Annotated in this window: 22 protein-coding genes; all 22 read left to right on the forward strand. The window is 49.0% G+C overall.

What is annotated here, in order from left to right:
- Positions 1–311 precede the first annotated feature (311 nt).
- Entirely contained in the window at positions 312–2,684 is a 2,373-nt protein-coding gene (locus VN379_RS03465; protein WP_422663615.1) for a hypothetical protein, read from the forward strand.
- A gap of 16 nt (positions 2,685–2,700) precedes the next feature.
- On the forward strand, positions 2,701–3,474 hold the full coding sequence (locus VN379_RS03470) for an amino acid ABC transporter ATP-binding protein (protein ID WP_325530826.1): 774 nt from the start codon (positions 2,701–2,703) through the stop codon (positions 3,472–3,474).
- Positions 3,475–3,562: 88 nt separating this feature from the next.
- Complete coding sequence (gene lpxC / locus VN379_RS03475) at positions 3,563–4,390, forward strand: UDP-3-O-acyl-N-acetylglucosamine deacetylase (RefSeq protein ID WP_325530828.1); 828 nt, start codon at positions 3,563–3,565, stop codon at positions 4,388–4,390.
- Between the two features lie 36 nt (positions 4,391–4,426).
- Positions 4,427–4,858, forward strand: coding sequence for a 3-hydroxyacyl-ACP dehydratase FabZ (gene fabZ / locus VN379_RS03480; protein ID WP_414714952.1), 432 nt, complete (start codon positions 4,427–4,429; stop codon positions 4,856–4,858).
- 192 nt (positions 4,859–5,050) lie between these two features.
- Positions 5,051–5,872: an acyl-ACP--UDP-N-acetylglucosamine O-acyltransferase gene (gene lpxA / locus VN379_RS03485; protein ID WP_325530830.1), complete on the forward strand. Its 822-nt coding sequence runs from the start codon at positions 5,051–5,053 to the stop codon at positions 5,870–5,872.
- Positions 5,873–5,978: 106 nt separating this feature from the next.
- Entirely contained in the window at positions 5,979–6,782 is an 804-nt protein-coding gene (locus VN379_RS03490; RefSeq protein WP_325530832.1) for an LpxI family protein, read from the forward strand.
- Between the two features lie 19 nt (positions 6,783–6,801).
- Complete coding sequence (gene lpxB / locus VN379_RS03495) at positions 6,802–7,953, forward strand: lipid-A-disaccharide synthase (RefSeq protein WP_325530834.1); 1,152 nt, start codon at positions 6,802–6,804, stop codon at positions 7,951–7,953.
- Positions 7,950–9,674 (forward strand): ABC transporter ATP-binding protein, encoded by a 1,725-nt coding sequence (locus VN379_RS03500; RefSeq protein ID WP_325530836.1) that lies wholly within the window; start codon positions 7,950–7,952, stop codon positions 9,672–9,674. Before lpxB ends, VN379_RS03500 begins: the two co-directional genes overlap by 4 nt.
- Positions 9,675–9,721: 47 nt before the next feature.
- Positions 9,722–11,041 (forward strand): 3-deoxy-D-manno-octulosonic acid transferase, encoded by a 1,320-nt coding sequence (locus VN379_RS03505; RefSeq protein ID WP_325530838.1) that lies wholly within the window; start codon positions 9,722–9,724, stop codon positions 11,039–11,041.
- A 26-nt stretch (positions 11,042–11,067) separates the two neighbouring features.
- Positions 11,068–12,222: a tetraacyldisaccharide 4'-kinase gene (gene lpxK, locus VN379_RS03510; protein WP_325530840.1), complete on the forward strand. Its 1,155-nt coding sequence runs from the start codon at positions 11,068–11,070 to the stop codon at positions 12,220–12,222.
- Between the two features lie 15 nt (positions 12,223–12,237).
- Positions 12,238–12,981, forward strand: a complete 744-nt coding sequence (gene kdsB / locus VN379_RS03515; protein ID WP_325530870.1) for a 3-deoxy-manno-octulosonate cytidylyltransferase — start codon at positions 12,238–12,240, stop codon at positions 12,979–12,981.
- A gap of 14 nt (positions 12,982–12,995) precedes the next feature.
- Complete coding sequence (gene kdsA / locus VN379_RS03520; protein WP_325530842.1) at positions 12,996–13,820, forward strand: 3-deoxy-8-phosphooctulonate synthase; 825 nt, start codon at positions 12,996–12,998, stop codon at positions 13,818–13,820.
- Positions 13,821–13,847: 27 nt separating this feature from the next.
- A complete protein-coding gene (locus VN379_RS03525) occupies positions 13,848–14,822 on the forward strand; it encodes a KpsF/GutQ family sugar-phosphate isomerase (RefSeq protein ID WP_325530844.1) in 975 nt (324 codons plus the stop codon).
- Complete coding sequence (locus VN379_RS03530) at positions 14,822–15,367, forward strand: KdsC family phosphatase (RefSeq protein WP_325530846.1); 546 nt, start codon at positions 14,822–14,824, stop codon at positions 15,365–15,367. The genes VN379_RS03525 and VN379_RS03530 overlap by 1 nt, the downstream gene beginning before the upstream one ends.
- A 31-nt stretch (positions 15,368–15,398) precedes the next feature.
- Positions 15,399–16,277, forward strand: coding sequence for a lysophospholipid acyltransferase family protein (locus VN379_RS03535; RefSeq protein ID WP_325530848.1), 879 nt, complete (start codon positions 15,399–15,401; stop codon positions 16,275–16,277).
- Positions 16,274–16,837, forward strand: coding sequence for an LPS export ABC transporter periplasmic protein LptC (gene lptC / locus VN379_RS03540; RefSeq protein WP_325530850.1), 564 nt, complete (start codon positions 16,274–16,276; stop codon positions 16,835–16,837). Before VN379_RS03535 ends, lptC begins: the two co-directional genes overlap by 4 nt.
- Complete coding sequence (locus VN379_RS03545; protein WP_325530852.1) at positions 16,834–17,583, forward strand: LptA/OstA family protein; 750 nt, start codon at positions 16,834–16,836, stop codon at positions 17,581–17,583. Before lptC ends, VN379_RS03545 begins: the two co-directional genes overlap by 4 nt.
- A gap of 48 nt (positions 17,584–17,631) precedes the next feature.
- Positions 17,632–18,351 carry an LPS export ABC transporter ATP-binding protein gene (lptB, locus tag VN379_RS03550; protein WP_325530854.1) on the forward strand — a complete coding sequence of 240 codons (720 nt, stop codon included), beginning with the start codon at positions 17,632–17,634 and terminating at the stop codon, positions 18,349–18,351.
- Positions 18,352–18,361: 10 nt separating this feature from the next.
- The gene (gene lptG, locus VN379_RS03555; protein ID WP_325530856.1) at positions 18,362–19,453 is read left to right on the forward strand and encodes an LPS export ABC transporter permease LptG; all 1,092 of its coding nucleotides are present in this window, start codon (positions 18,362–18,364) and stop codon (positions 19,451–19,453) included.
- Positions 19,454–19,489: 36 nt separating this feature from the next.
- Positions 19,490–20,761 (forward strand): DUF3084 domain-containing protein, encoded by a 1,272-nt coding sequence (locus tag VN379_RS03560; RefSeq protein ID WP_325530858.1) that lies wholly within the window; start codon positions 19,490–19,492, stop codon positions 20,759–20,761.
- A 398-nt stretch (positions 20,762–21,159) separates the two neighbouring features.
- Positions 21,160–22,323, forward strand: coding sequence for an S-layer homology domain-containing protein (locus VN379_RS03565; RefSeq protein WP_325530860.1), 1,164 nt, complete (start codon positions 21,160–21,162; stop codon positions 22,321–22,323).
- A 130-nt stretch (positions 22,324–22,453) separates the two neighbouring features.
- Positions 22,454–22,867: a pre-16S rRNA-processing nuclease YqgF gene (locus tag VN379_RS03570; protein ID WP_325530863.1), complete on the forward strand. Its 414-nt coding sequence runs from the start codon at positions 22,454–22,456 to the stop codon at positions 22,865–22,867.
- Positions 22,868–22,883: the final 16 nt, after the last annotated feature.

Consider the following 22,883-nt stretch of genomic DNA (forward strand, 5'->3'; position numbering starts at 1 on the left):
GGCTGAAAGTCTTTATAAAACAAGGGGCGCCAAAGTCAATGGCCGGTTTGAGCAGGAGACGGTGCCCCCGACCCTGGTAACCCCCGGCCTTTGCCGGAAAAAGCGTTCCGCAGGAGAAAAGCCGGGCGGTATTCCGTTAAGAAATCCGTACTGTTTGTAAAACCATTCCCTTGTATTTCAGGCTTATCTAATATGCGCAAAGGTGTTTCTTGTTTTGACAATATATACAAAAGTATAATTTTTGATATACTTATGGACAGTAAAATGATATACGTGATATAATATACACCAGAAATGAGGTGACGGAATCATTGCTGACACCACAAACAAATAAACTTAATTTCATGAAAAGATTGTTCAAAGACTCAATTCAACGTGATATTCTGGCGCTGCTTGTTGTCAGCGTACTCATAGGCTCACTGGTGGCTGGTTCGGTCTCGATGGCGGCAAATACCTATTTTTCCAGAACCTTATCCAGTCTTGTGGGCGACTATGGTGAATATGACGTTCTCATTCAAGTGCGTGAAGAGAATCGCCAGGATGCGGCTGTTCACATCGAAAAGATAGTAAATGAGTTATTCCCTGGCGGTAAAGTAAAAGAAGGCCCGACAATTACCGGTAAGACGCCGTTCTTAGTAGCTTTGCCAGACCAGTTTAAAACGAAAAAAGTATATGAAGATCTGGCGAAAAGCTTCGGCAGTATCCCTGGCGGCGGCAGTGTTGGCGTTATGACTGATCCGCGACTGACTGTGCGGGGTGTGCCGGAAGGGGCAAGAACTATGCTTATGGAGCGCATCACCCAACTGGATGGCGTTCGTTTTGTTTTCCGTGATGGCTCATCAGTTGGCGTGATCTTAAGTTCACTTGATAAATCCTCGGCTGTCAACACAGCGATTAAGGCCTTCTTAAAAGATTATCAGGTTATTGAGATCAGCTTTCCGGTAGGCAGTGAGCCTGCCAATCCTGTACGGCTTGGTGAATCCATTGCTGAGGCCATGCAAAAGGATCTTCGCCTTGAATATGCCGGCAATGTATCTGTCGATGGCAAGAACGACGACATGACCTATCTGGTTAGCACCATGCTTGAGCTTAAACGTTTCCTGCAGGCGTATGCATCACAGGTAACACTTACCCCGGGTGCCGGTACAGAACTGGCTAAAGGGGATCTTATTGTCTTTCAGGGTACGGCTGATAGCGCACCGCAAGCGGGTAATGCCCCGGCAAAAGGCAATGTTGTTGTCGAGATTACAGCAACCGCAGCTAACGGCAGCGCCGAAGGCCGGATCACCACCGGCGATGCCGCCTCGCTTACCGGCCCAGAGGGTAGAATCCCGGGCTATAAGCTAGAGAAAAACCTGATAAGCGGGCAAACCGTAGCAGCCGCTTACAAAAACCCGCGTCAGCAATTAGGCAATGCCCTTACCGAAACAGGCAACCTTGTTGCGCAAATCCCGGGCTTTGCCCAAGATAGCAAGAGTCTCAGCTCAATTGCCCTTGGCGCTCTTGATAACTATGGCAGCAGCATTACCGCCCTGGATCAGACACTGTCCAGCCTGCAGGCAGCCGGCGGGATCATCCAGGCGGCAACCAGCGGACTTGCCGGTATTGATACCAGCGGTATCCGCAGCCAGATTGACAACTCGTCCCGGACGATCGGTGGTCTGGCCGGTTCGTTGCAGGTACTGCGTATCGTCAATGGTGATGTTGGCTCAACGATCGATTCACTCAGTGGTGCCCAGCAAAACCTGACCAGCTTAAGCTCAAACCTGGCCCAGCTGGACAATGTGGCTGCAAATGCCAGGCGAGCCAAATCAACGATAGATAATATTACCGCCAATGGGAAAAGCACGATTGCTACCCTCAAGGCCTTTGACGTGGCCGGGGCAAAAACAAGCCTCACAAGTGCCAATACCCGTTTGGGTGCACTGCAAGAGCTTAATACACCAATGGTTACAGCCCAGGTGCAGTACCTGGCAAGCGCTGTGCCTAACCTCAAAGATGAGGAGATTAACCGTTCGATCAACCTGTTAGATAAATTTATTGCCGGACAAGTCATTCCCGGTGCCCGTATTCAGATTCTGACTACCAGCAGTATTGATGTTAGCGCCGTAACCCCTGTTGTGCAAAAACAGGCTGGCCATAACAACATATCACTGTATTCAACAGCGCTGGGGGTTATCGAACCAGACCCGCGCGGCGAGCTGTACCAGGTGCTCACCGAGGTTAAGAGCATTCTGGCCGGTATGACCGCCATCATTGTTACCATCCTGTTTCTGGGGCTTGACCACACTGCGATCATGACTGTAATACGCCGTAAGCGGTTGAGTAAAAAAATCCCTGCAACCGGCTGGCGCCGGGTAGCTGAGCGATTCATAATCACTTTTAGTGCCCCTGAACGCCTCTATGGTATGGGGGTGGGAGCGGCAATGCTGACAGCCATGTTTATATTGGCTGGCGGCGGTATTCCGTATCTGCCGTGGCTGGGTGTACCGGTGCTGGGGGCTCTGCTTGGTTTGTTAGTAGCCTGTTATACCGAAAAAATCAGCCCGATTGCCGGTGAGGAAGTCATGGCCGGCGAGGCGTTAGGTTTATCGGTGGACGAGGTTATGAGGGAGATTGTTATCCCCAGTGGTCGCCCAGGGTTAATGCAAAAACTAAATCAACGCAAAGTAAAATTTAAATAAAGAGGGGGTGTTCTGTGTGCTCAACATCCAAAACCTGTATAAACAGTTTGGCAGTATTGTTGCTGTCAACAACCTGGACCTGTCGGTAGCCCCGGGAGAGACAGTAGTGATTATGGGGCCATCCGGTTGTGGTAAGTCAACGACAATCCGGATGATTAACAGACTGATCGAGCCGGACAAAGGCTCGATCCTGATTGACAGTGTGGATATTATTCAGCTGGATGATCATAGCCTAAGAAACATGCGTAAACGGATTGGGTATGTCTTTCAGCATTTTAATCTGATCAATCGCCTCACTGCTGTGGAGAATGTCATGCTGGGCCTGGTCATGGGCGGACAGTCTAAAGAGGAAGCCTATGATAAAGCCCTCGCCGCCCTTAGCAAAGTCGGCATGGAGCAATCGATTGATCAGAAGCCCGGGCAATTATCGGGCGGTCAGCAGCAACGTGTGGGAATTGCCCGCGCGTTGGCTTTTGAGCCGGAATTGATGTTGTGGGATGAGCCCACCGCCTCACTTGATCCCATGCTGGTCAGGGAAGTACTAATCGTCATGGAAGAGCTGGCTAAATACCGGGCGGCCACGATGCTGGTGGTTACCCACGAAATTGCCTTTGCCCTGCATGTTGCTGACCGTATTGTCCTTATGGAAAAGGGAGCTGTTGTTGAGTCCGGGATACCCAGTCATATATTTGTTAACCCCGCTTCCCAGGTTGGCCGCCAGTATAAGGAACTGATTGAGTATCAACTGAGTACCAGCGCCAGCACTTTAGCGGGTAAACGTATTGCCTGACAAGCCTCTAAATAAAATCTAATACTTGCACAAAGCTTCAAATTCCTGTAGAATAAATTGGAATTAGACAACTCAGGAGGAACCCTTAATGAATCGCCAAACCACAGTGGCTTCGCGTGTAACCTATACCGGCATCGGCCTGCACTCCGGACGGGACGTCACTATCGCCCTGAATCCTGCCCCTGCCGGCAGCGGCATTGTGTTTGTCCGTACTGACCTTGCAGGCTTGCCGCGAGTATCAGCTCAAGCAACCAATGTAACGAATACCATGCGGGCTACGACCCTGGAGCAAGGAGCAGCCAAAGTTTTTACCGTTGAGCATCTATTGGCCGCCTTCTCTGCAATGGGGATTGACAATTGCCTGGTGGAGATATCCTCTGTTGAACCGCCGGTTGCTGACGGCAGTTCACTGCCTTTTCTTTTACTGATTGAGTCAGCAGGTATTGCCTCCCAGGCAGAACTACGCCAGCCACCGATCGTTATTGAAGAAGCCATAGCAGTGCGTTATCCTGATAAATTTATCACTATTTTGCCCTATGACGGATTCCGCATTACGTTTACCTCGATAAACCCGCATCCTTTGCTGGGCGTTCAGTTTGGCGACTACGAAATTACTCCTGAAGTTTTTGCCCGGGAATTGGCTCCGGCCCGTACCATCGGCTTTATGCATGAGGTCGAGGCGCTCAAAGCTCAAGGCTTAGCGCTGGGGGGAAGCCTGGAGAATGCAGTAGTATATGATGACAAGCACTGTCTAACGCCGCTCCGGTTTCCTGATGAGCTGGTCCGGCATAAAATTCTTGATGTAATTGGCGATTTAGCGTTGGCTGGCCGGATTAAGGGCCATGTCATCGCGGTAAAGTCTAGCCATGCACTTAATACTACGCTGGCAAAACACATTATTAAAACAACGGTCTAAGCAAGTATGTGATTGATATGAGGAGGCGCTTTCCACATGATTCTGACCGCAGCTGAGATTCAAGAGATCATTCCGCACCGTTACCCGATGCTGCTAGTTGATCGTATCGTTGAACTTGATCCAATGAAACGGGCGGTAGGTATAAAGAATGTAACAATTAATGAACATTTTTTTATGGGGCATTTCCCGGAGAGACCTGTTATGCCAGGAGTTCTCATTTTGGAGGCCATGGCTCAGGTTGGTGGTGTTGCCATGTTATATCCTGAAGAATACCGGGGCAAACTAGCTCTCTTTGGCAGTATGGACAGGGTTAAGTTTAGAAAACCTGTTACACCTGGTGATCAACTGTATATGGTGGCTGAAATCATCAAACTGCGTGGCTCGGCAGGCAAGCTATGGGCTGAGGCTTTTGTAGATGGCCAGGTTGTCGCTGAGGCTGAGTTTATGTTTGCGCTCTCATCCAGGTAACCCCGTAATACTGAGATAACTACTGATAATTGATTAATAAAACGCAGTAATGAATGTATTTGGGTAATTTAGGCGGAATATGCCGATATTTGACATGTCATATTTCGACTGTTCAGTCGGAATATATATAACAATAAACGACATACGATACCTGCTTGTATAGTTCTAATTTAGTGGGGAGTTGATTTTGATATGAAACCCGAATCGGTTGTAATACCGTTGCGTAAAATACATGAAACTGCTGTTGTCCACCCCAACGCACGTATCGGCAAAGATGTGGAAATCGGGCCATATGCTGTTATTGGCGAGCATGTCCTCATTGGCGATGGCTCGCAGATTGGCGCCCATGTAGTTATTGACGGCTGGACCAGTATTGGCCGTAACTGCGTGATCCACCCGAGTGCGTCGATCGGCGGTGAGCCGCAGGATCTAAAATTCCGTGGCGAAAAAAGCTACGTATTTATTGGTGATAATACGAAAATCCGCGAGTTTGCGACAATTAACCGCGCTACCGGCGAAGGTGAAGAAACCCGGGTTGGTTCAAACTGTCTCCTGATGGCTTACACTCATGTTGCTCACAATTGTGTTGTTGGCAATCATGTAGTAATGTCTAATGCGGCAACACTGGCAGGCCATGTTGTCGTGGAAGACCGCGCTGTAATCGGCGGTTTAGCCGGTGTCCACCAATTCGTAAAAATTGGCCGTAACGCAATGGTTGGCGGTGCCTCCAAAGTGGTACAGGACATTCCGCCGTTTGTTATCGTTGATGGGCATCCGGCCAAAGTGTGTGGTCTGAACAGTGTGGGTATCTCCCGTGCCGGCATGAGCGAAATTGCCCGCCGCAATCTAAAAAAGGCGTACAAGATTTTGTACCGTTCCGGTCTCAGTTTGGCCCAGGCTATTGCTGTCATGGAACAGGATCTTGAATCCTGTGAGGAAGTTGAGCATATGCTGCGGTTTCTCCGCAACGCTGAACGGGGAATCTGCCGTGGCCGCAAAGACCTTAACGATTAACGTATATGTAAGCGGTGCTCAGCAAAACCTATAGCAGGTGACACTTAATCATAGTATAGCGCAGGACGCGGCATGTCCGCGCCTGCTACATAAGGTGGGAACCAGTATGAATACCATAGGACTTATTGCCGGCGTTGGCCGGTTGCCGGTTGAATTTGCCCGTGCCGCTCGCGGCATGGGCTTTGCCGTGATCGCTATTGCCGTAGCGCCAGGTGTTGATAGCGAGTTAGCTCAGGTTTCTAATAAATACTATACGGTGGGTCTGGGCGAACTGGACAGGCTGCTTGCCCTTGTTAAACAAGAAGCTGTGCAAAAGATTACCATGCTGGGTAAGGTTACGAAAGAGCACCTGTTCAGCGGCGTGGCGCGGCCTGATGCCCGGATGCAGAAGCTGCTTGCCGGGCTTAATGACCTTAATGATGATACAGTGATGCTGGCCTTAGTGCGGGAGTTCGCCGGCGAAGGCATCGGTGTTCTTGATCAGACTGAGCTTATCAGGCAATTAATGCCGGCAGCAGGTGTACTTACTCAGCGCCAGCCAACCCCGGAAGAACAGGCTGATATGGAGTTTGGCCTGGCAATGGCCCGGCAGATTGGCGGCCTGGACATTGGACAAACCGTTGTTGTAAAAAACCGGGCAGTACTGGCTGTTGAGGCTATTGAAGGAACCGATGCCTGCATTCGCCGCGGCGGTCAGCTGGGGCGGGGCGGGGCCATTGTCGCCAAAGCCGCAAAACCTAATCAGGATATGCGTTTTGACGTTCCCAGTATAGGCCCTGATACCTTGCAGGCAATGATCGAAACAGGTGCAGTCGCCCTGGTTATCGAGGCCGGCAAGACATTGGTAGTAGATAAACAGCAAGTGATAGCGTGTGCAGATAATAACGGTATTACCATAGCAGCCATATAGATACGGCAGGAGGAAATCCATGAAGATTATGCTCTCAGTTGGCGAAGCATCTGGCGATTTGCATGGCGCCAGTGTGGCCAATGCCCTGAAACTTTTACAGCCGGATATTGAGCTTTTTGGGATGGGCGGTCAGGCAATGCAGGCCGCCGGGGTTAATGTTATGTATGACATTGCCGGCCTGGGAGTCATTGGGTTTGTTGAGGTGATAAAAAATCTGGGCAAACTGTTTGAGTTGAGAGATAACCTCGCAACGCTAATGGACCAGGAACAACCGGATGCACTTGTCATCATTGACTACCCGGACTTTAATATGAGGCTGGCCAAAATCGCTAAGGCCAAAGGCATTCCGGTAGTATCGTATATTAGTCCTTCCGCCTGGGCGTGGCGCCGGGGCCGGGCTAAAGATGTGGCTGGCATTGTAAATAAGGTGGCTGCCATTTTTCCCTTTGAAGCGGAGGTCTACCGGGAGGCGGGGGCTGATGTCACCTTTGTTGGTCATCCTCTGGTAGATATCGTACAACCGGTACTGACTAAAGAGGAAGCATACCGGTACTTTGCTGCCAGTTCTGACTGTCCGCTAGTGCTATTGATGCCTGGCAGCCGCCAGCAGGAAATTAGTGAGTTGCTGCCGGTTATGCTGGCGGCCTGTGAGCTAATTGTCGAAAAGCTGCCGGACTGCCAGTTTTATTTACCGGTTGCCTCGACAATTTCCCGGGAAATGCTGCAAAATATCATTGATAGCTATAAGGTGAATATTACCCTGACAAGCGAGTATCCCTATGATTTAATGGGCCTGGCCAATGCGGCCATTGCTGCATCAGGCACCGCGACCCTGGAAACGTCGTTAATGGGGGCGCCCACTGTTATTATCTACCGGTTAGCGGCCCTTACATATTTTTTCGGTAAATTTCTGGTTAAAATACCTAATATCGGTCTACCTAATATTGTTGCCGGGCGGAGGATTGTGCCGGAATTGCTGCAAGACGCGGTTAATCCCGGGGCAATAGCAGCAGAGACGATAAGGTTGATTGCCGATACAGCAGTCAGGCAACAGGTTTTGTCCGACCTGGCCGAAGTAAAAGTGAAACTTGGAGAAACCGGTGCAGTAAAAAGAGTCGCAGAGGTCATACTAGAAGTAGCCTCCCTATCAAACCGTGAGGTAATTAAATGAAACTCTACTTACGCCTGTTAAACTATATTAAACCATATATGCCCCGGTTTGTAGTGGCAATCATCTGCATTCTGGTGGCATCTGCCGCCAATCTGGTTATCCCCTGGATTATTCAGAATGTAATTGATGATGTGCTGGCAGCAAAAAATATGGCGATGCTTAATACAATTGCTATTGGCATTGTGGTAGTATTCTTGCTGCGCGGTTTTTTCTTTTTTGGACAGACCTACCTGATGTCCTATATTGGGCAAAAAGTGGTGATTGATATTCGTGAGGCGGTATACCGCCATTTACAACGCCTGTCCCTATCCTATTATGAGAAACGTCAGACCGGCAGTATTATGAGTTATATAACCAATGATGTGGCAGCCCTGCAAAACGCCCTTGTCGAAAGTGTCATTGAGGCTGTAACAGAATCGGCAGTACTCATTGGTTCCATGGGGGCCATGTTCTATATCCACTGGAAATTATCCCTGCTGACCTTTATTACATTGCCGCTGGTGGCCCAGGCCATCAATATTTTTGGTAAACGGCTACGAAGCGCCAGTCGGGTTATGCAGGAGCGGGCTGCCGATATCACCTCAATTTTGCAGGAGACTATCTCGTCGGTACGGGTCATCAAGTCTTTTGTCCGCGAAGATTATGAAATCAGTCGTTTTAGCCGGCAAAACTACTCCAATTTCCGCGCTCAGATGAAAACCGCCCAGCTTGGTGCCACACTAACACCAATTGTTGAGTTTCTGGGTGCCATCGGTGTTACCATTATTATCTGGTATGGCGGCCGCGAGGTCATTAATGGCCACCTGACGTCAGGTGCGCTAATTGCTTTTTTGATTTATGCTGTAAATATTACTAACCCCATCAAACGTCTAAGCCGGGTTTATGGGAATATCCAACGGGCCCTGGCTGCAGCACAACGGGTGTTTGACGTGTTGGACACTGAGCCTGAGATTCAGGATTTGCCAGGGGCCACGGCTTTGCCGTCCATTACCGGACGGGTAGCCTTTGAACACGTAACCTTCTCCTATAAACCCGGTGAAGTAGCGCTTGCTGATATATCGTTAGTGGCCGAACCAGGGCAAATGATTGCTATTGTTGGGCCGAGCGGCGCTGGTAAAACGACCATTGCCAATCTTATTCCCCGTTTTTACAGTCCCGAAGGTGGTCTTATAACAATTGATGGCTATGATATCAAGACAATTACCCTGAAGTCGTTACGCGAGCAAATTGGCATAGTACCACAGGAAACGGTCCTGTTCAACGGCACAGTTTATGATAATATCCTGTATGGCGATCTTGATGCCAGCAGAGAAGAAGTCATCGCGGCGGCGAAAGCCGCAAACGCGCATGAATTTATTATGGCGATGCCTGAGCAGTATAATACCCATATCGGTGAACGAGGTTCCAAGCTGTCAGGCGGTCAACGCCAGCGGGTCTCCATTGCCAGAGCCATTCTCAAAGACCCGCGGGTACTAATTTTAGACGAAGCGACCTCCGCCCTGGATGCTGAGAGCGAAAAACTGGTGCAGGGGGCACTGGATAAGCTGATGGTTGGCCGTACCTCCTTTGTAATTGCCCATCGCCTGTCAACAGTACAACGTGCCGACACCATCCTTGTCATGGAAAAAGGACGCATCATCGAACGTGGTTCCCATTCTGAGTTAGTTGCCGCCGGCGGACTGTATCGCAAGCTATATCAGGTCCAGTTTGCCGACAAATAATAGCGTTCTTGACCAACGTTGTGGAATTCCAATAAAGAGGTAGCGACATGTATTTTATTTACAACATACTGGCGGTACTATTGGTAATCCTGGCATTACCGGTGTTTGCCGTAAGGAGTATTCATGAAAAAGGCTTTGCCGAACGCCTGAAACAAAGCCTCGGCTGGTTGCCTGAAGCGACAATGCTGCAACTGGCTGGTAAGGATGTTATCTGGCTGCATGCGGCCTCAGTTGGCGAGATTGTGGCTGCCAGTCCGATTGTTAAGGAGATTCGCCATGAGCTGCCGGGGATACCGATCCTGGTATCAGTAGTTACGGCGGCTGGCCATGCTATGGCTAAACGGATCATTCCTGAGGCTGACGGTATCATTTTTTTCCCCCTGGATCTGCCCTTTCTTAGCCGTGCGGTGATTACCAAGATTCGTCCACGGGTATTTTTACTTGTTGAAACCGAGTTGTGGCCTAATTTTCTGAAAGCAGCCAGGGATTTAAACATCCCTGTCATGATGGTTAATGGCCGCATTAGCGAAAAAAGTCTGGGCCGTTACTGCTATTTCCGAAGCGTCCTAAAAGACATGCTTAATACGATTGTGAAATTCTGTATGCAATCTACCATTGATGCCCAGTATATTACCCGGCTAGGTGCTGATGTTGAGCGGGTAGTAGTAACAGGCAACACTAAATTTGACCAGAGTTACACCAAGCTGGATGCCGCAGAAAAAGCCGCATTATATCAGGCCGTGGGTTTAAGAAACCCTGGGTCAGTCATTGTGGCCGGCAGCACCCACAAAGGGGAAGAAGAGCTGCTGTTTGCTGCTTTTAATCAGATTGTTGCCGAATTTCCGGATACGCAGTTTATCGTTGCCCCCCGTGATATTTTACGGGCAGGTGAAATCGCTGAGCTTGCGTCCAGGTATAAGTTTACATCTGTCCGGCGGACAAAGCTGGCAGAAGGCGAAAGTTTAGATTTAACAAATATAAATATGATTATTATCGACACCATTGGGGAATTGGGGAAGATCTACGGTGTCGCTGATATAGTTTACATTGGTGGCAGCCTTGTTCCTCGCGGCGGGCATAATATTCTTGAGCCGGCCGCCCATGGCAAGCCGATCCTGATCGGACCGCATATGTTCAATTTTAAAGATACCTATGCCCTGCTGTCCGAACGGGGTGCATGCGTTACCGTCAAAGACAGCGCCAGTGTGGCCGAGACAATACTCGGTCTACTAAAAAATCCGGCAGAGGCCCGGCGAATGGGCAACGAGGCATTGACCATTATCAAGGAAAACCAGGGGGCTTCCCGTAAAAGCGCAGTACATTTGAAAGAAGTCTTACAAACCTACGGTTTATTGAAAACTAACTAACAATAGGCGAAAAGGCGGAACACCATATGATGCATCAGCGTGAAGCGCTACAAGTATATCTTTATAAACTAGTGCACGGCGAAAAACATGGTATTTTGGCAGCCGTGCTTCTTGGCGTGCTCCGCGCCATGTCGCTCATTTATGGCCTTGGAGTCGCAATTAAACTAGGCATGTACCAGGCAGGAATTTTAACCTGCAACAAACTGCCTTGCAAGGTAATCAGTCTGGGCAATATCACGGTAGGCGGCACCGGTAAAACCCCGACAGCACAACGCCTGGCGGCAATCATCCAGGATATGGGTTATAAGGTTGCTATCCTCAACCGGGGTTACCGCTCAGGCTGGAAAGGCGAGGTTGGGGTAGTATCTGACGGCAGTAAAATCTATATGACTGTGACCGAGGCTGGTGATGAAGCTTATCTGCTGGCCAAAAGCCTGCCAGGGGTGCCGGTAATTATCGGACGAAACCGGTATGTTACCGGCAGCTATGCGGTCAATAACCTTAATGCTGAGGTAATTATTATGGATGATGCCTATCAGCACTGGCAACTGCAGCGTGATCTGGATATTGTGCTGATCGACAGCCTGAATGTTTTCGGCAACAACTTTCTGCTGCCGCGCGGCACACTGCGCGAGCCGCTTAAAAACCTGAACAGGGCGCACGCCTTTCTCTTAACAAAGGTTGATCAGGCGGCAAACAATGCCCGGGAGACCATCAAAGAAACGCTAGCCCGCTACAATGATCAGGCTCTGGTTGTGGAAAGTACCCATACACCACGGTGTTTTATTGAAATTGAAGAATGGTACAAAGGGGTACGGCCGGAAACAGTACCGCTGGACAGTATTAAAGGTCACTCTGTTTTGCCATTTTCCGCGATTGGCAACCCATCTTCTTTTGAAAAGACTATTACTGATCTGGGCGGCACCATCGTTGGCGCTGTACAATTTCCGGACCATCATGACTATACCATGGCTGAGATGCAGGTAATTATGCAAAAGGCAGTTGATAATAGTGCCAGAGCCCTGATTACTACCGATAAAGACGCCGTCAAAATTCCGCCGGAGTTTATCCATTCCGAGCGGCCACTGCCGGTTTATGTATTGTCAATAGAGGTCAGATTTCATGATGGTTATGCCGAACTCATGGAACTGATCAAAAAGGTTACCAAACTTGGTTCCTAACTGGGGGTATTTATGATGAAATTTCTCTGCGTAATCCCGGCCCGCTACTCGTCAACACGGCTGCCAGGTAAACCTTTGGCAATGATTGCCGGTAAACCTATGATTCAACGTGTTTATGAACGGGCCAAGCTGGCGAAACGGCCGGAGACGGTACTGGTGGCAACCGACCATGAGCTAGTCTATGATGCGATCAAAGAGTTTGGCGGTGAGGTACTAATGACTTCACCTGATCACCCGACTGGGACTGACCGCCTGGCTGAAGTAGCTGAACAATATCCTGACATTGATATAATCATCAATGTCCAGGGTGATGAACCACTCATCGAGCCGGAAGTTATTGATCTCTTAGCCAGTGCATTTGATAATAGCCCGGAACTTAACATGGCAACCCTTATGACCGAGATGGCCAAAGACGAATATAACCTGCCCAGCGCGGTCAAGGTTGTCGTAAGTCTGGATGGCTATGCGCTCTATTTCTCTCGGTCTCTGATACCCTTTCCCCGTAATAACAAACTACCTGGCGGCCCGTTGCCAGTCTATAAACATATCGGTATTTACGCCTACCGGCGTGATTTTCTCCTCAACTATGCCGCCTTGCAGCCGACACCACTTGAACTAACCGAGTCACTGGAACAGCTGAGAGCGCTTGAGCATGGCTTCAAGATTAAAGTACTTAAGACTGATTTTAAATCAATCGGTGTTGATACCCCGGAAGAACTGGAGAAGGTCAATGCCTATTTCAAGAAATACCAACTTTAAAGGAGGCCGATTCTATGCAAACAGTACAGATTCAGAATATCACCGTAGGTGCACAAAACCCAATTACCCTGATTGCCGGACCTTGTGTTATTGAAGAGCCTGAACGCACCCTGAAGATTGGCCGGGCTATTAAAGAAATTGCTGATCGACTGAATATCCCCTATATTTTTAAAGCATCATACGATAAAGCGAACCGTTCATCCTATAACTCTTTCCGCGGACCTGGCTTAAAGGAAGGCTTAAGTATTCTGGCTCATATCAAGAAAGAGCTGGGAGTGCCGGTAGTCAGTGACATCCATTGCGTGACCCAAATCGACGCAGCCGCTGAGGTGCTGGATATTCTGCAGATTCCCGCTTTTCTCTGCCGGCAGACTGATCTTGTCTATCAGGCAGCCCGCACAGGCCGGGTTATCAATGTGAAAAAAGGCCAATTTTTAGCCCCGCTTGATATGAAAAATGTCATCACCAAGATTGAAGAAGCCGGCAATCACAAGATCCTGCTGACTGAACGCGGGGCAACTTTTGGTTATAATAATCTGGTGGTAGATTTCCGGGCCCTGCCGATTATGCGGTCATTGGGATATCCGGTGGTATTTGATGCCACCCATAGTGTCCAATTACCCGGAGGAGCCGGTACCAGTTCCAGCGGTCAGCGTGAGTTTGTACCTTATCTGACAAGATCAGCCGTCGCTGCCGGCATTGATATGCTGTTTATGGAGGTCCATGACAATCCACCTGAAGGCAAGTCTGATGCCTGTAATATGCTGTATGTAGACAAGCTGGAAGAGCTGTTGAAAGATGTTCTGGCAATCGACAGTGTTGCCAGAAAACATAAATAAATGATAACCTTCAAGGGGGGAGTTTCTATGCCGATTGAACAAGCAAAGGCCTGTTTAGAACTTGAGGCTGACGCGATCCGCGCGCTGATTCCGCGCATCAATGATCAGTTTGTTATTGCGATGAACATGATTCTTCAGTGCTCAGGCCGGGTAGTTGTTACCGGTATGGGGAAATCAGGGCTTATCGGCAAAAAAATAGCAGCAACTTTGGCCAGCACCGGTACGCCGGCCTTTTTTCTTCATCCGGCAGAGGGTATTCACGGTGATCTGGGTATGGTTACTGCAACCGATATCATCTTAGCCATCTCTAACAGTGGTGAGACAACAGAGCTTATCAGTATCTTGCCGGCAATCAAACGGATTGGCGCCGCTATTATTGCCATGACCGGTCGCGAGCAATGCACCCTTGTGCAAAATGCTGATGCTTTTCTTAATGTTGCTGTGGAAAAAGAGGCTTGCCCGCTGGGACTGGCGCCTACGGCCAGCACCACCGCAGCACTGGCCATGGGGGATGCCCTGGCAGTGGCGCTGCTGTCGGCCCGGAATTTTACGCCTGAAGACTTTGCCTTATATCATCCGGGTGGGGCACTTGGCCGTAAGCTGCTGCTAACTGTGGAAAATGTGATGCGCGGCGGCACAGATCTGCCGGTGATAACGCCGGACAAAACAGTAAAAGAAGCCTTATTTGCCATTACTGCTAAAGGCCTGGGGGCTGTGCTGGTCGTCGAGTCACTGGGCAGCATGCAATTGCTGGGGCTGCTAACTGACGGCGATATCCGCCGCAGTCTGGAAAACGGTCACGAATTCCTGGATAAGCCGGTAGGAGAGCTTATGACCAAAAAGCCACGTACGATTGCTAAAGATAAGCTTGCCGGCCATGCCTTAAATATCATGGAAAAGAATCAGCCTCGTCCCATTACCCTGCTCCCAGTAGTTGACAGTCAATTTCGGGCGATTGGTATTATTCACCTTACTGACTTATTGCGTCAAGGAGTGGTATAATGGATAGTGACTCATGTGCAAAAAAAATCAAACTCATCATCTTTGATGTTGATGGTGTTTTGACCGGTGGTCATATCATCTTTGGTACAGAGGGCGAAGCCGTCAAGGAATTCTATGCCCAGGACGGCCTTGGCATATCGTTGGCACACAAGGCCGGGCTTAAAACTGCCATCATTACCGGACGCGAGAGTGAAATGGTGCGCCGGCGTGGCGCCGAACTCAAAATCGGGGATGTGTATCAGGGAGCCATGGACAAGGTGACTGCCCTGCAGGAGCTTGTGACCAAACATGCGCTGACCTTAGAGCAAATAGCCTATGTCGGCGATGATATTAACGACCTGCCTGTCATGATTCAGATTGGCCTGCCCTGTGCAGTTGCCAATGCTGTGCTTGAGGTCAAAGCAATCGCCAAATACGTAGCCGGACGGCAAGGCGGTAACGGAGCTGTGCGTGAGGTCATTGAGCATATCCTGAAAGCTCAGGGCCTCTGGGAAGGTCTGATCGCAGACTATATGAAGCCAGAACGATTTACTATAAACCAATGACGTAATTCAACTAGTAGGGGAGGCCGGGGATATGGCACATTGGCAATATCATATTTTGAAAGCAGCCAGCCGCCTGGTCTGCCTGCTGCCGCATTCACTCATACTTTCTGCCGGCAAGCTGTTTGGCCGCCTCTATTACCGGTTTGCCGGCAAGCAGCGCCGACGTGCCCTAAAGCAGATTACAGAGCGCCTTAGCCTGACACATTCTGAGGCTGAGGCCATTATCAGAAGCTCGTTTCTCAAACTGGGGCAGACTTTTCTGGAAGTCCTCCAGATGCCGGCCTTAAATAATGAAAATATTACAGAGCGCGTTACTTTTGAAAACCGCCACTACCTTGATGAGGCTTTAGCACAGCAAAAAGGGGTTGTGTTTCTGACAGGCCATCTTGGCAACTGGGAATGGTTCGGTGCAGCGCTGGCCCTGTCGGGTTTTCCCGTGGCTGACATCATAAAACGCCAGCCCAACGCCCAGCATACCCGTATTCTTAATGAACACAGGCAGATGTTTGGGATTGAGATATTTGCTAGCGGCACCAGTGAGATCATCGGGGCCGCCAAGGCATTAAAAAAAGGCAAGCTATTGGCATTTTTCGCCGATCAGGATGCCGGATATGAAGGCGTATTTGTTGATTTCTTAGGCAAACCGGCCGCAACTTATCTGGGTCCTGCTGTTTTTGCCCGCAAGTTTAAGGCCCCTGTGGTCCCTGGCTTTATTGTCCGGAACCCTGACGGTACTCACCGGATTCTGCTGCAGCCGCCTATTTACTTTGAAGATACCGGCAACCCGGATGCCGACTTATATAACCTGACTGAACGCATGACCAGAATCATTGAAACAGCGGTCAAAACATACCCTGATGAATGGTTGTGGTTTAAAAAGCGCTGGAATACTGAGGTGAAGTCTTCTTGATAAAAAAGAACTATTTGGGTATTGCCTGTGTCGTACTCATTCTGGCTGGAGGACTCTATTATCTCTTCGGGGGGGAGCCTGGCAGAGATTCAGCAACCGATCCCCAGGCAGCTCCCACTCAGGCTGCTACTAATCTAACCTTTGCCGGCAGCTCCATTATTGAGGAGCAGGATGGAAAGCGACTATGGGAACTAAGTGCTGATACCATTGAGGCTGAACCGACTGGAAAAGTAGTTTATCTAAATAACCTAAAAGGCGTGTTTTATCAGGAGAACGGCGATAAAATGGAGATCATTGCCAAGCGGGCCGTCCTTGATGCCAAAACCCATGACATTTCGATGCAGGGTGACATTAAGGCTACTGCTAGTGATGGAGCAGTATTTACTGCCCCGGAAGCCCGTTGGTCCGGGGAACCCAAGAACTTTACCGGCACCGGCGGTGTTACACTGATCCGCAACGGTACCATTATTACCGGTGATAATATCCTGACAGATGCCAATATGGAAAAAGTCAAAGTGTACGGTAGGGCCCGGGTAATCACAGGAGGGAAGACTGAATGAAAAAGTTAAGATTTATTTCATCACCGGCTGTACTTGCCCTGGCAATGGCATTTACGTTAAACGCAGGCAGCCTGGTTGCCCTGGCAGCACCGCAGAGTGCAGCCAAAACCCCTGTTGAGATTGCGGCTGAATCCATTGAGTACGACTCAGCCAGCGGCATTATGCTTGCAACCGGCGGTGTTCGTATTACTCAAGGCCAATCGGTAATGACCGGCGGGCAAGCCGAGTACAATACCAAAAGCCAGGAGGGGCATCTCACCGGTGGTATAAGCGCCGTTAACCAGGACGCCACCCTGACTGCTGCCGAGGTAAAGACCTATAAAAATAACACCCATCTGATTGCCTTTGGGGACGCAGTCCTGACAAAGGGGGAGCAGCGGCTTACAGGCCCCAGGATCGAGTATTTCTCTGAGACTCAGTATGCACTAGTACCTGAGAACGGCAGGATCGAGATGCCGGACGGGACCATGACTGCTGACAAAATTGAAGCCTTTATCCCCGAGAACAGTGCAACCGGTACCGGTTCGGTTCATATTGTCAGTCCGGCGCGTAAGCTTGATGCAACCGCCAATACCGCAACTTACTATGGTGAGCCCAAAGGCCAGAGTAAAGTAATTTTAAGCGGTAATGCCCGTGCCCTTCAGGATGGCAATGTTCTGACAGGGGAAACGCTGACCCTGCGTCTTGACGAAAAAGCGATGGATGCCCAGGGGCGTACCAAACTGATCATAACCCCACAGCAATAAGACGTTAGGGGTAGTTAAACTCTTAATAGTAGCGAGGATGTTGCGATAATGTATATCGAAACCCGCGATCTGGTAAAAACCTTTAAAACCCGTCATGTAGTCAATGGAGTCAGTCTGCGGGTCGATCAGGGACAAATCGTTGGCCTCCTTGGGGCCAACGGCGCCGGTAAGACAACCACGTTTTATATGATTGTCGGCCTGGAGCGTCCCAGCAGCGGCCAGATTTTTATTAACGACGAAGAGATAACCCATATGCCGATGTACCAGCGTTCCCGTTATGGCATCGGCTATCTGCCGCAGGAGGCCTCCATTTTTCGCAAGCTTACCGTGGAGGATAACCTGATGGCCATCCTGGAAACCACTAAACTTACTAGGGATGAAGCGACTGCTAAGATGGAAAGCCTGCTGGAAGAATTTCATGTAACCCATGTTCGCAAACGACAGGGCTCGGAACTGTCGGGTGGTGAACGCCGCCGTGTGGAGATTGCCCGGGCGCTGGCCACAGATCCTGCTTTTATTCTGCTGGATGAACCGTTTGCCGGTGTTGATCCGATTGCTGTATCTGATATTCAGGCCATTATCAGCTATCTGAAAGAACGCGGCATCGGGGTGCTCATCACCGACCATAATGTCCGGGAGACACTCAGTATTGTTGATAAAGCCTATATTCTTAACGAAGGGCAAATCCTGATCGACGGTGACAGTGAGACCATTGCCAATAGTGAGGTCGCGAAAAAATATTACCTCGGTCACAACTTCAGCCTGTAAGGAGAATTTCATGCGTATACTTGACAAATACATTCTAAAAGAGCTGTTGGGGCCATTCTTTTTCGGCATAGCCGCATTTTCCAGTGTTTTTATCGGCACCAGCACACTGTTTAGAATTGCTCAATATGTAACAAAATATGGCGCATCGATCCTTACGGTAACTAAGCTGTTTTTCTACAGCCTGCCGGGGATTATCGTCTTAACCTTTCCCATGTCCATGCTGTTGGCGGCACTACTGGCTTTTGGCCGGTTGTCAGGTTCCAGTGAAATCACGGCCATGCGATCAGGGGGACTCAGCTTTTACCGGCTGGCCGTGCCGGTCATGATTACAGCATTAGTAGTCAGTTGTGCTGCTATTGTCCTTAACGAAGAAGTGGTGCCGGCAGCCAATGCCGGCTATAGTAACATTGTGCGCTATGAGATTGAAAAAAATACCCGGACTAAATCACAAGAGCACATTGTCGTTAAAGATGTTAATAAGGCAGGCCAGATTGAACGGTTAACCTATGCACAAAACTATATGTCAGATACCAACACCCTGAGCAAAGTCTCTGTTCAGGAATTTGAGGCCGGCCGGCTGGTCAGGTTAGAGAATGCCGAGAGTGCAGTGTGGGCCGCTGACCGCTGGATTATGTATAATGGCACAATCACTGATCTTTCAACAGAGGGCCGGGTAACACGAACCCTTAAATTTACCGAGCAGGTAATGCCGATTACTAAAAATCCCACTGATATCTCGCGGGAACAAAAGAAGCCTGATGAGATGTCGATGACAGAACTCAAGCAGTATATTGCTGTTTTGAAAAAGGAATATGCGAAAACAAGCAACTATGAAGTCGAGCTGTACCAGCGGATCGCTATTCCGATGGCCAGTTTTGTCTTTGCCATGATTGGTACTCCCCTGGGGTTGTCTCCAAACAGGTCAAGCTCATCAATTGGCCTGGGCCTGAGTATTATCATTATCTTCATGTATTATGCTGTTCTGACAGTATGCACTGCCTTAGGACAGGGCGGAGCGATTCCGCCGCTGCTTGCTGCCTGGATACCGAACATCATCGGTACCCTGGCAGGCATATATTTGATCTATAAAGCATCGCGATAGCTATAGTCTCATTTGCCGGAGAGAGGAGGGATAGCCATGTACGGTGTAGTGCTCATTGCCATAATAGCTGTTATGGGCGGCGCCATCGCGTATATTGGTGATAAATTAGGTACCAAAGTAGGAAAAAAGAAACTCAGTATCTTTGGCCTCAGACCCAAGCATACCTCGATCATTGTGACCATAGTTACAGGTATTCTCATTTCGGCGATTACACTAGGTTTTATGACTGCTGTATCCTGGGACGTCCGTACCGCGCTGTTTGGCATGGAAGAGCTTAAGGCTGAACTGGTATCCCTAAACAGTGAAGTAGATTCCAAATCAAGTGAGCTTGAGCACAGCCGCGCCGCCCTTGAAACCAAAACAGCCGAGTATGTGGCCATTACTGCTAAGGTTAAGGATAATGCCGAACGCCTGGCGCAGAGTATAGCAGAACTTGATGAGGTCACTGCCGAGCGTGACAAGGCCGCTGCTGCGTTAAGCCGTCTGCAGTCCGATTATTCGCTGGCGCAGAAGGACTTGACCAAATACCAGAAAGATATTAAGAACCTGCAGGCAACTAAAACAGAACTGGACAGCCGTATTGCCGGTCTGAACACCAAGATGAACGAGTTAACCACAGTTAAGACTGCGCTTCAGAGCGACGTTGACCGCCTGAACGACCTGACTGTCAGTCTGAAAAACGGTCTCCAGAATGTCCGTGAAGGCACCGTCGTATTCAGGACCGGGGAAGTACTGTCCACCTCGGTTGTGGAGGGTGGCAAGTCACCAGAGGACACCGCCAACTCCCTGGGGGCGGTAGTATACAAGACCAACGTTCAAATTCTCAATAAACTTGATGTAGCCGATAAGAAGCTTGAAATATTATGGATTGCCCGCTCCGAGTTTGACCAGGCAGCAGCGTTAATTTCCGGAACCAACCAACCAGTCATTGTCCGTATCTCCACTGTGGGCAACACCGTCTATGGTGAACCGGTAATCGGTCGCCTGGAGCTGTACCCCAACCACCTTGTTTATAATAAAGGCGAGGTAGTATACCGAGAGGTTGTTACCGCTCCCGGCAATGCCCAGCAGGCCGAGGAAACCGTCATGCTTTTCCTGCAGCAGGTTAATGCAGCTGCTGTTACCCAGGGCATCCTGCCTGACCCCATCCAGGGCACAGTAGGCAGCATGAGCGGCTCTCAGCTATTTGAGGTTGTTAACAGAGTCAAACGCTACAATGGCAAGATAGAGCTTGTTGCTGAGGCCAAAGCCGACACCTATACGGCCGGCCCGCTGCAAATCGAGATTCGCATTAAAAGTGTCTTTTGATAATTGACAGAATATACCGGTCAGGAATCCTGCCTATCAAGCAGGATTCCTTCTTTTTTTGCAGAATATAGTCTAACATGAAGTTTAGTTATGTAAAGTGCATAACTAACTCAAGATGCAGTTGTTGTATCTAATAAATGCTTATATAACAAGATTTTTACCAAAAACTACATCTTGTTATAAAAGAGGATTCCTTGCAACTGTGTCGAAATTATGTTAACATAAACCTGCGGAATGCGGCAGGTGCATATCGAGAATAAGCCCTGCGGAGAGGAAGGAAAGATTGAGGAAACGTGGATACTCATTCGAAACCATCCCCCCTGAACGGGTAGACCTCCTGATATGTCGGTGGCGACACCCGCGAATGTAAAATATATATTTCAAGGGGGATATCTCGAATGAACAAGAAACTTCTTAAAGTAGCAGTTACCACTGCTCTTACTGTAGCATTTGCCGTACCGGCTTTTGCTAATCCGTTTTCCGATGTGCCTGCAAAACACTGGGCCTATGACGCTGTTGGCAAGCTTGCTCAAGCCGGTGTGATTACAGGCTACGGCGATGGCACCTTTAAAGGTGACAAAACTGTTTCCCGTTACGAAATGGCTTCCATGATTGCTACTGCCATGCAAAAAAACCTGAACAATGATCAAAAAGAAATTGTTGATCAACTGTCCAAAGAATTCGCTGCTGAGTTGACTGAAATGGGCGTAAAAGTAGAAGCCCTTGACCAAAAAGTGGACAAAATGGTTAAAATCTCTGGTGATGCCCGTGTTCGTTATGGCAACGCCGACAGCTTTGACAACACTGACTTCCGTGCTCGTGTAAGCTTTGACGGCAAAATCAACAACAACCTGAAATTCAATGCCCGTATGACTAGCGGCAACCTGAACTATGATAACGACTTCTCCGGCGATAACCAAAGCAGTGTTAAACTTGACACTGCCAACGTAACCTTCGATGCTCTTGGCCTGACTAACACCATTGGCCGTCAAGACCTCGTACTTGGCAATGGCTTCCTGCATGACTCGGCTATGACTGGTCTTGCTTCTCAAGCAGGCAACCTGAAAGTGTATGCTGGTAACCTGAAAGACACTACTAAAATCTATGGTGCTGAATATGGCATGAATTTTGGTGCTGCTAATATCACTGCCGATTATGCTAACTATGATGATGGCACAAATAACGAAACCGATGTATATGGTGCCAATGTTGGAATTAAATTGACTAACAGCGTAACTGCCCTTGGCGAATTCTACAATTTCGATAATGGATCAGTAGATGCCAATGCAGCTGCTTATGGTCTTAAATTCAACAAACTTGGTTTGACTGCCCTGTATCGTGATGTAGAAGCCGGTGCTAACTCGCCGTTCTCCAACATCCAAAATGATATCCAGAACTTCAAGAGTGAAACCGATGGCTACAAAGGTCTTGAAGTACGCTATGACCGCGCACTCGCTAAAAACACTACTCTGAACCTCAAATACCAAGACTTTGAAAACCAAAACGGTATTGAACTTGACGGCGGCGCTCGTACTCAAGCTGCTATCAACGTTAAATTCTAATAAGCATTCCGCAATAAAAGGACGCCCTCGTGGCGTCCTTTTTATTTTATCTGCATGTAAGAGCAAGATGTGCTATCATTAAGAGGAAACATGTACAAGGTTAAAGCATATAGTTATGGAGGGGATGTTTATGTCTGCAGATCTCGTCTTAGCAATCGACCCGGGCCGGGAAAAGTGCGGTATTGCCGTTGTACATAAAGAACAAGGCCTCATCTATAAAACCATTATAACTACTGCTGAACTGTTTACTATAGTAAATAACCTTGCTGCAGCCTATAACCTAACAACAGTAATCATTGGCGACGGGACGACTACGCATACTGCTCAAACAGCCCTTGCAACAATTACGGTGAACGGTCAGGGACTCAAGGTAATCCCTGTTAATGAGTATCGCTCCACAGATGAAGCCCGGCTATTGTACTGGGTCAACAATCCGCCCCGGGGCCTGAAGCGACTGATTCCAACCAGTATGCAGGTGCCGCCGGTACCGGTGGATGACTTTGTTGCGGTAATATTGGCTGAGCGTTATTTCAAAGGATTATAACATTATTGTTGTATAC

The sequence above is a fragment of the Sporomusa sp. genome (assembly GCF_035561255.1).
GTDB lineage: Bacteria > Bacillota > Negativicutes > Sporomusales > Sporomusaceae > Sporomusa.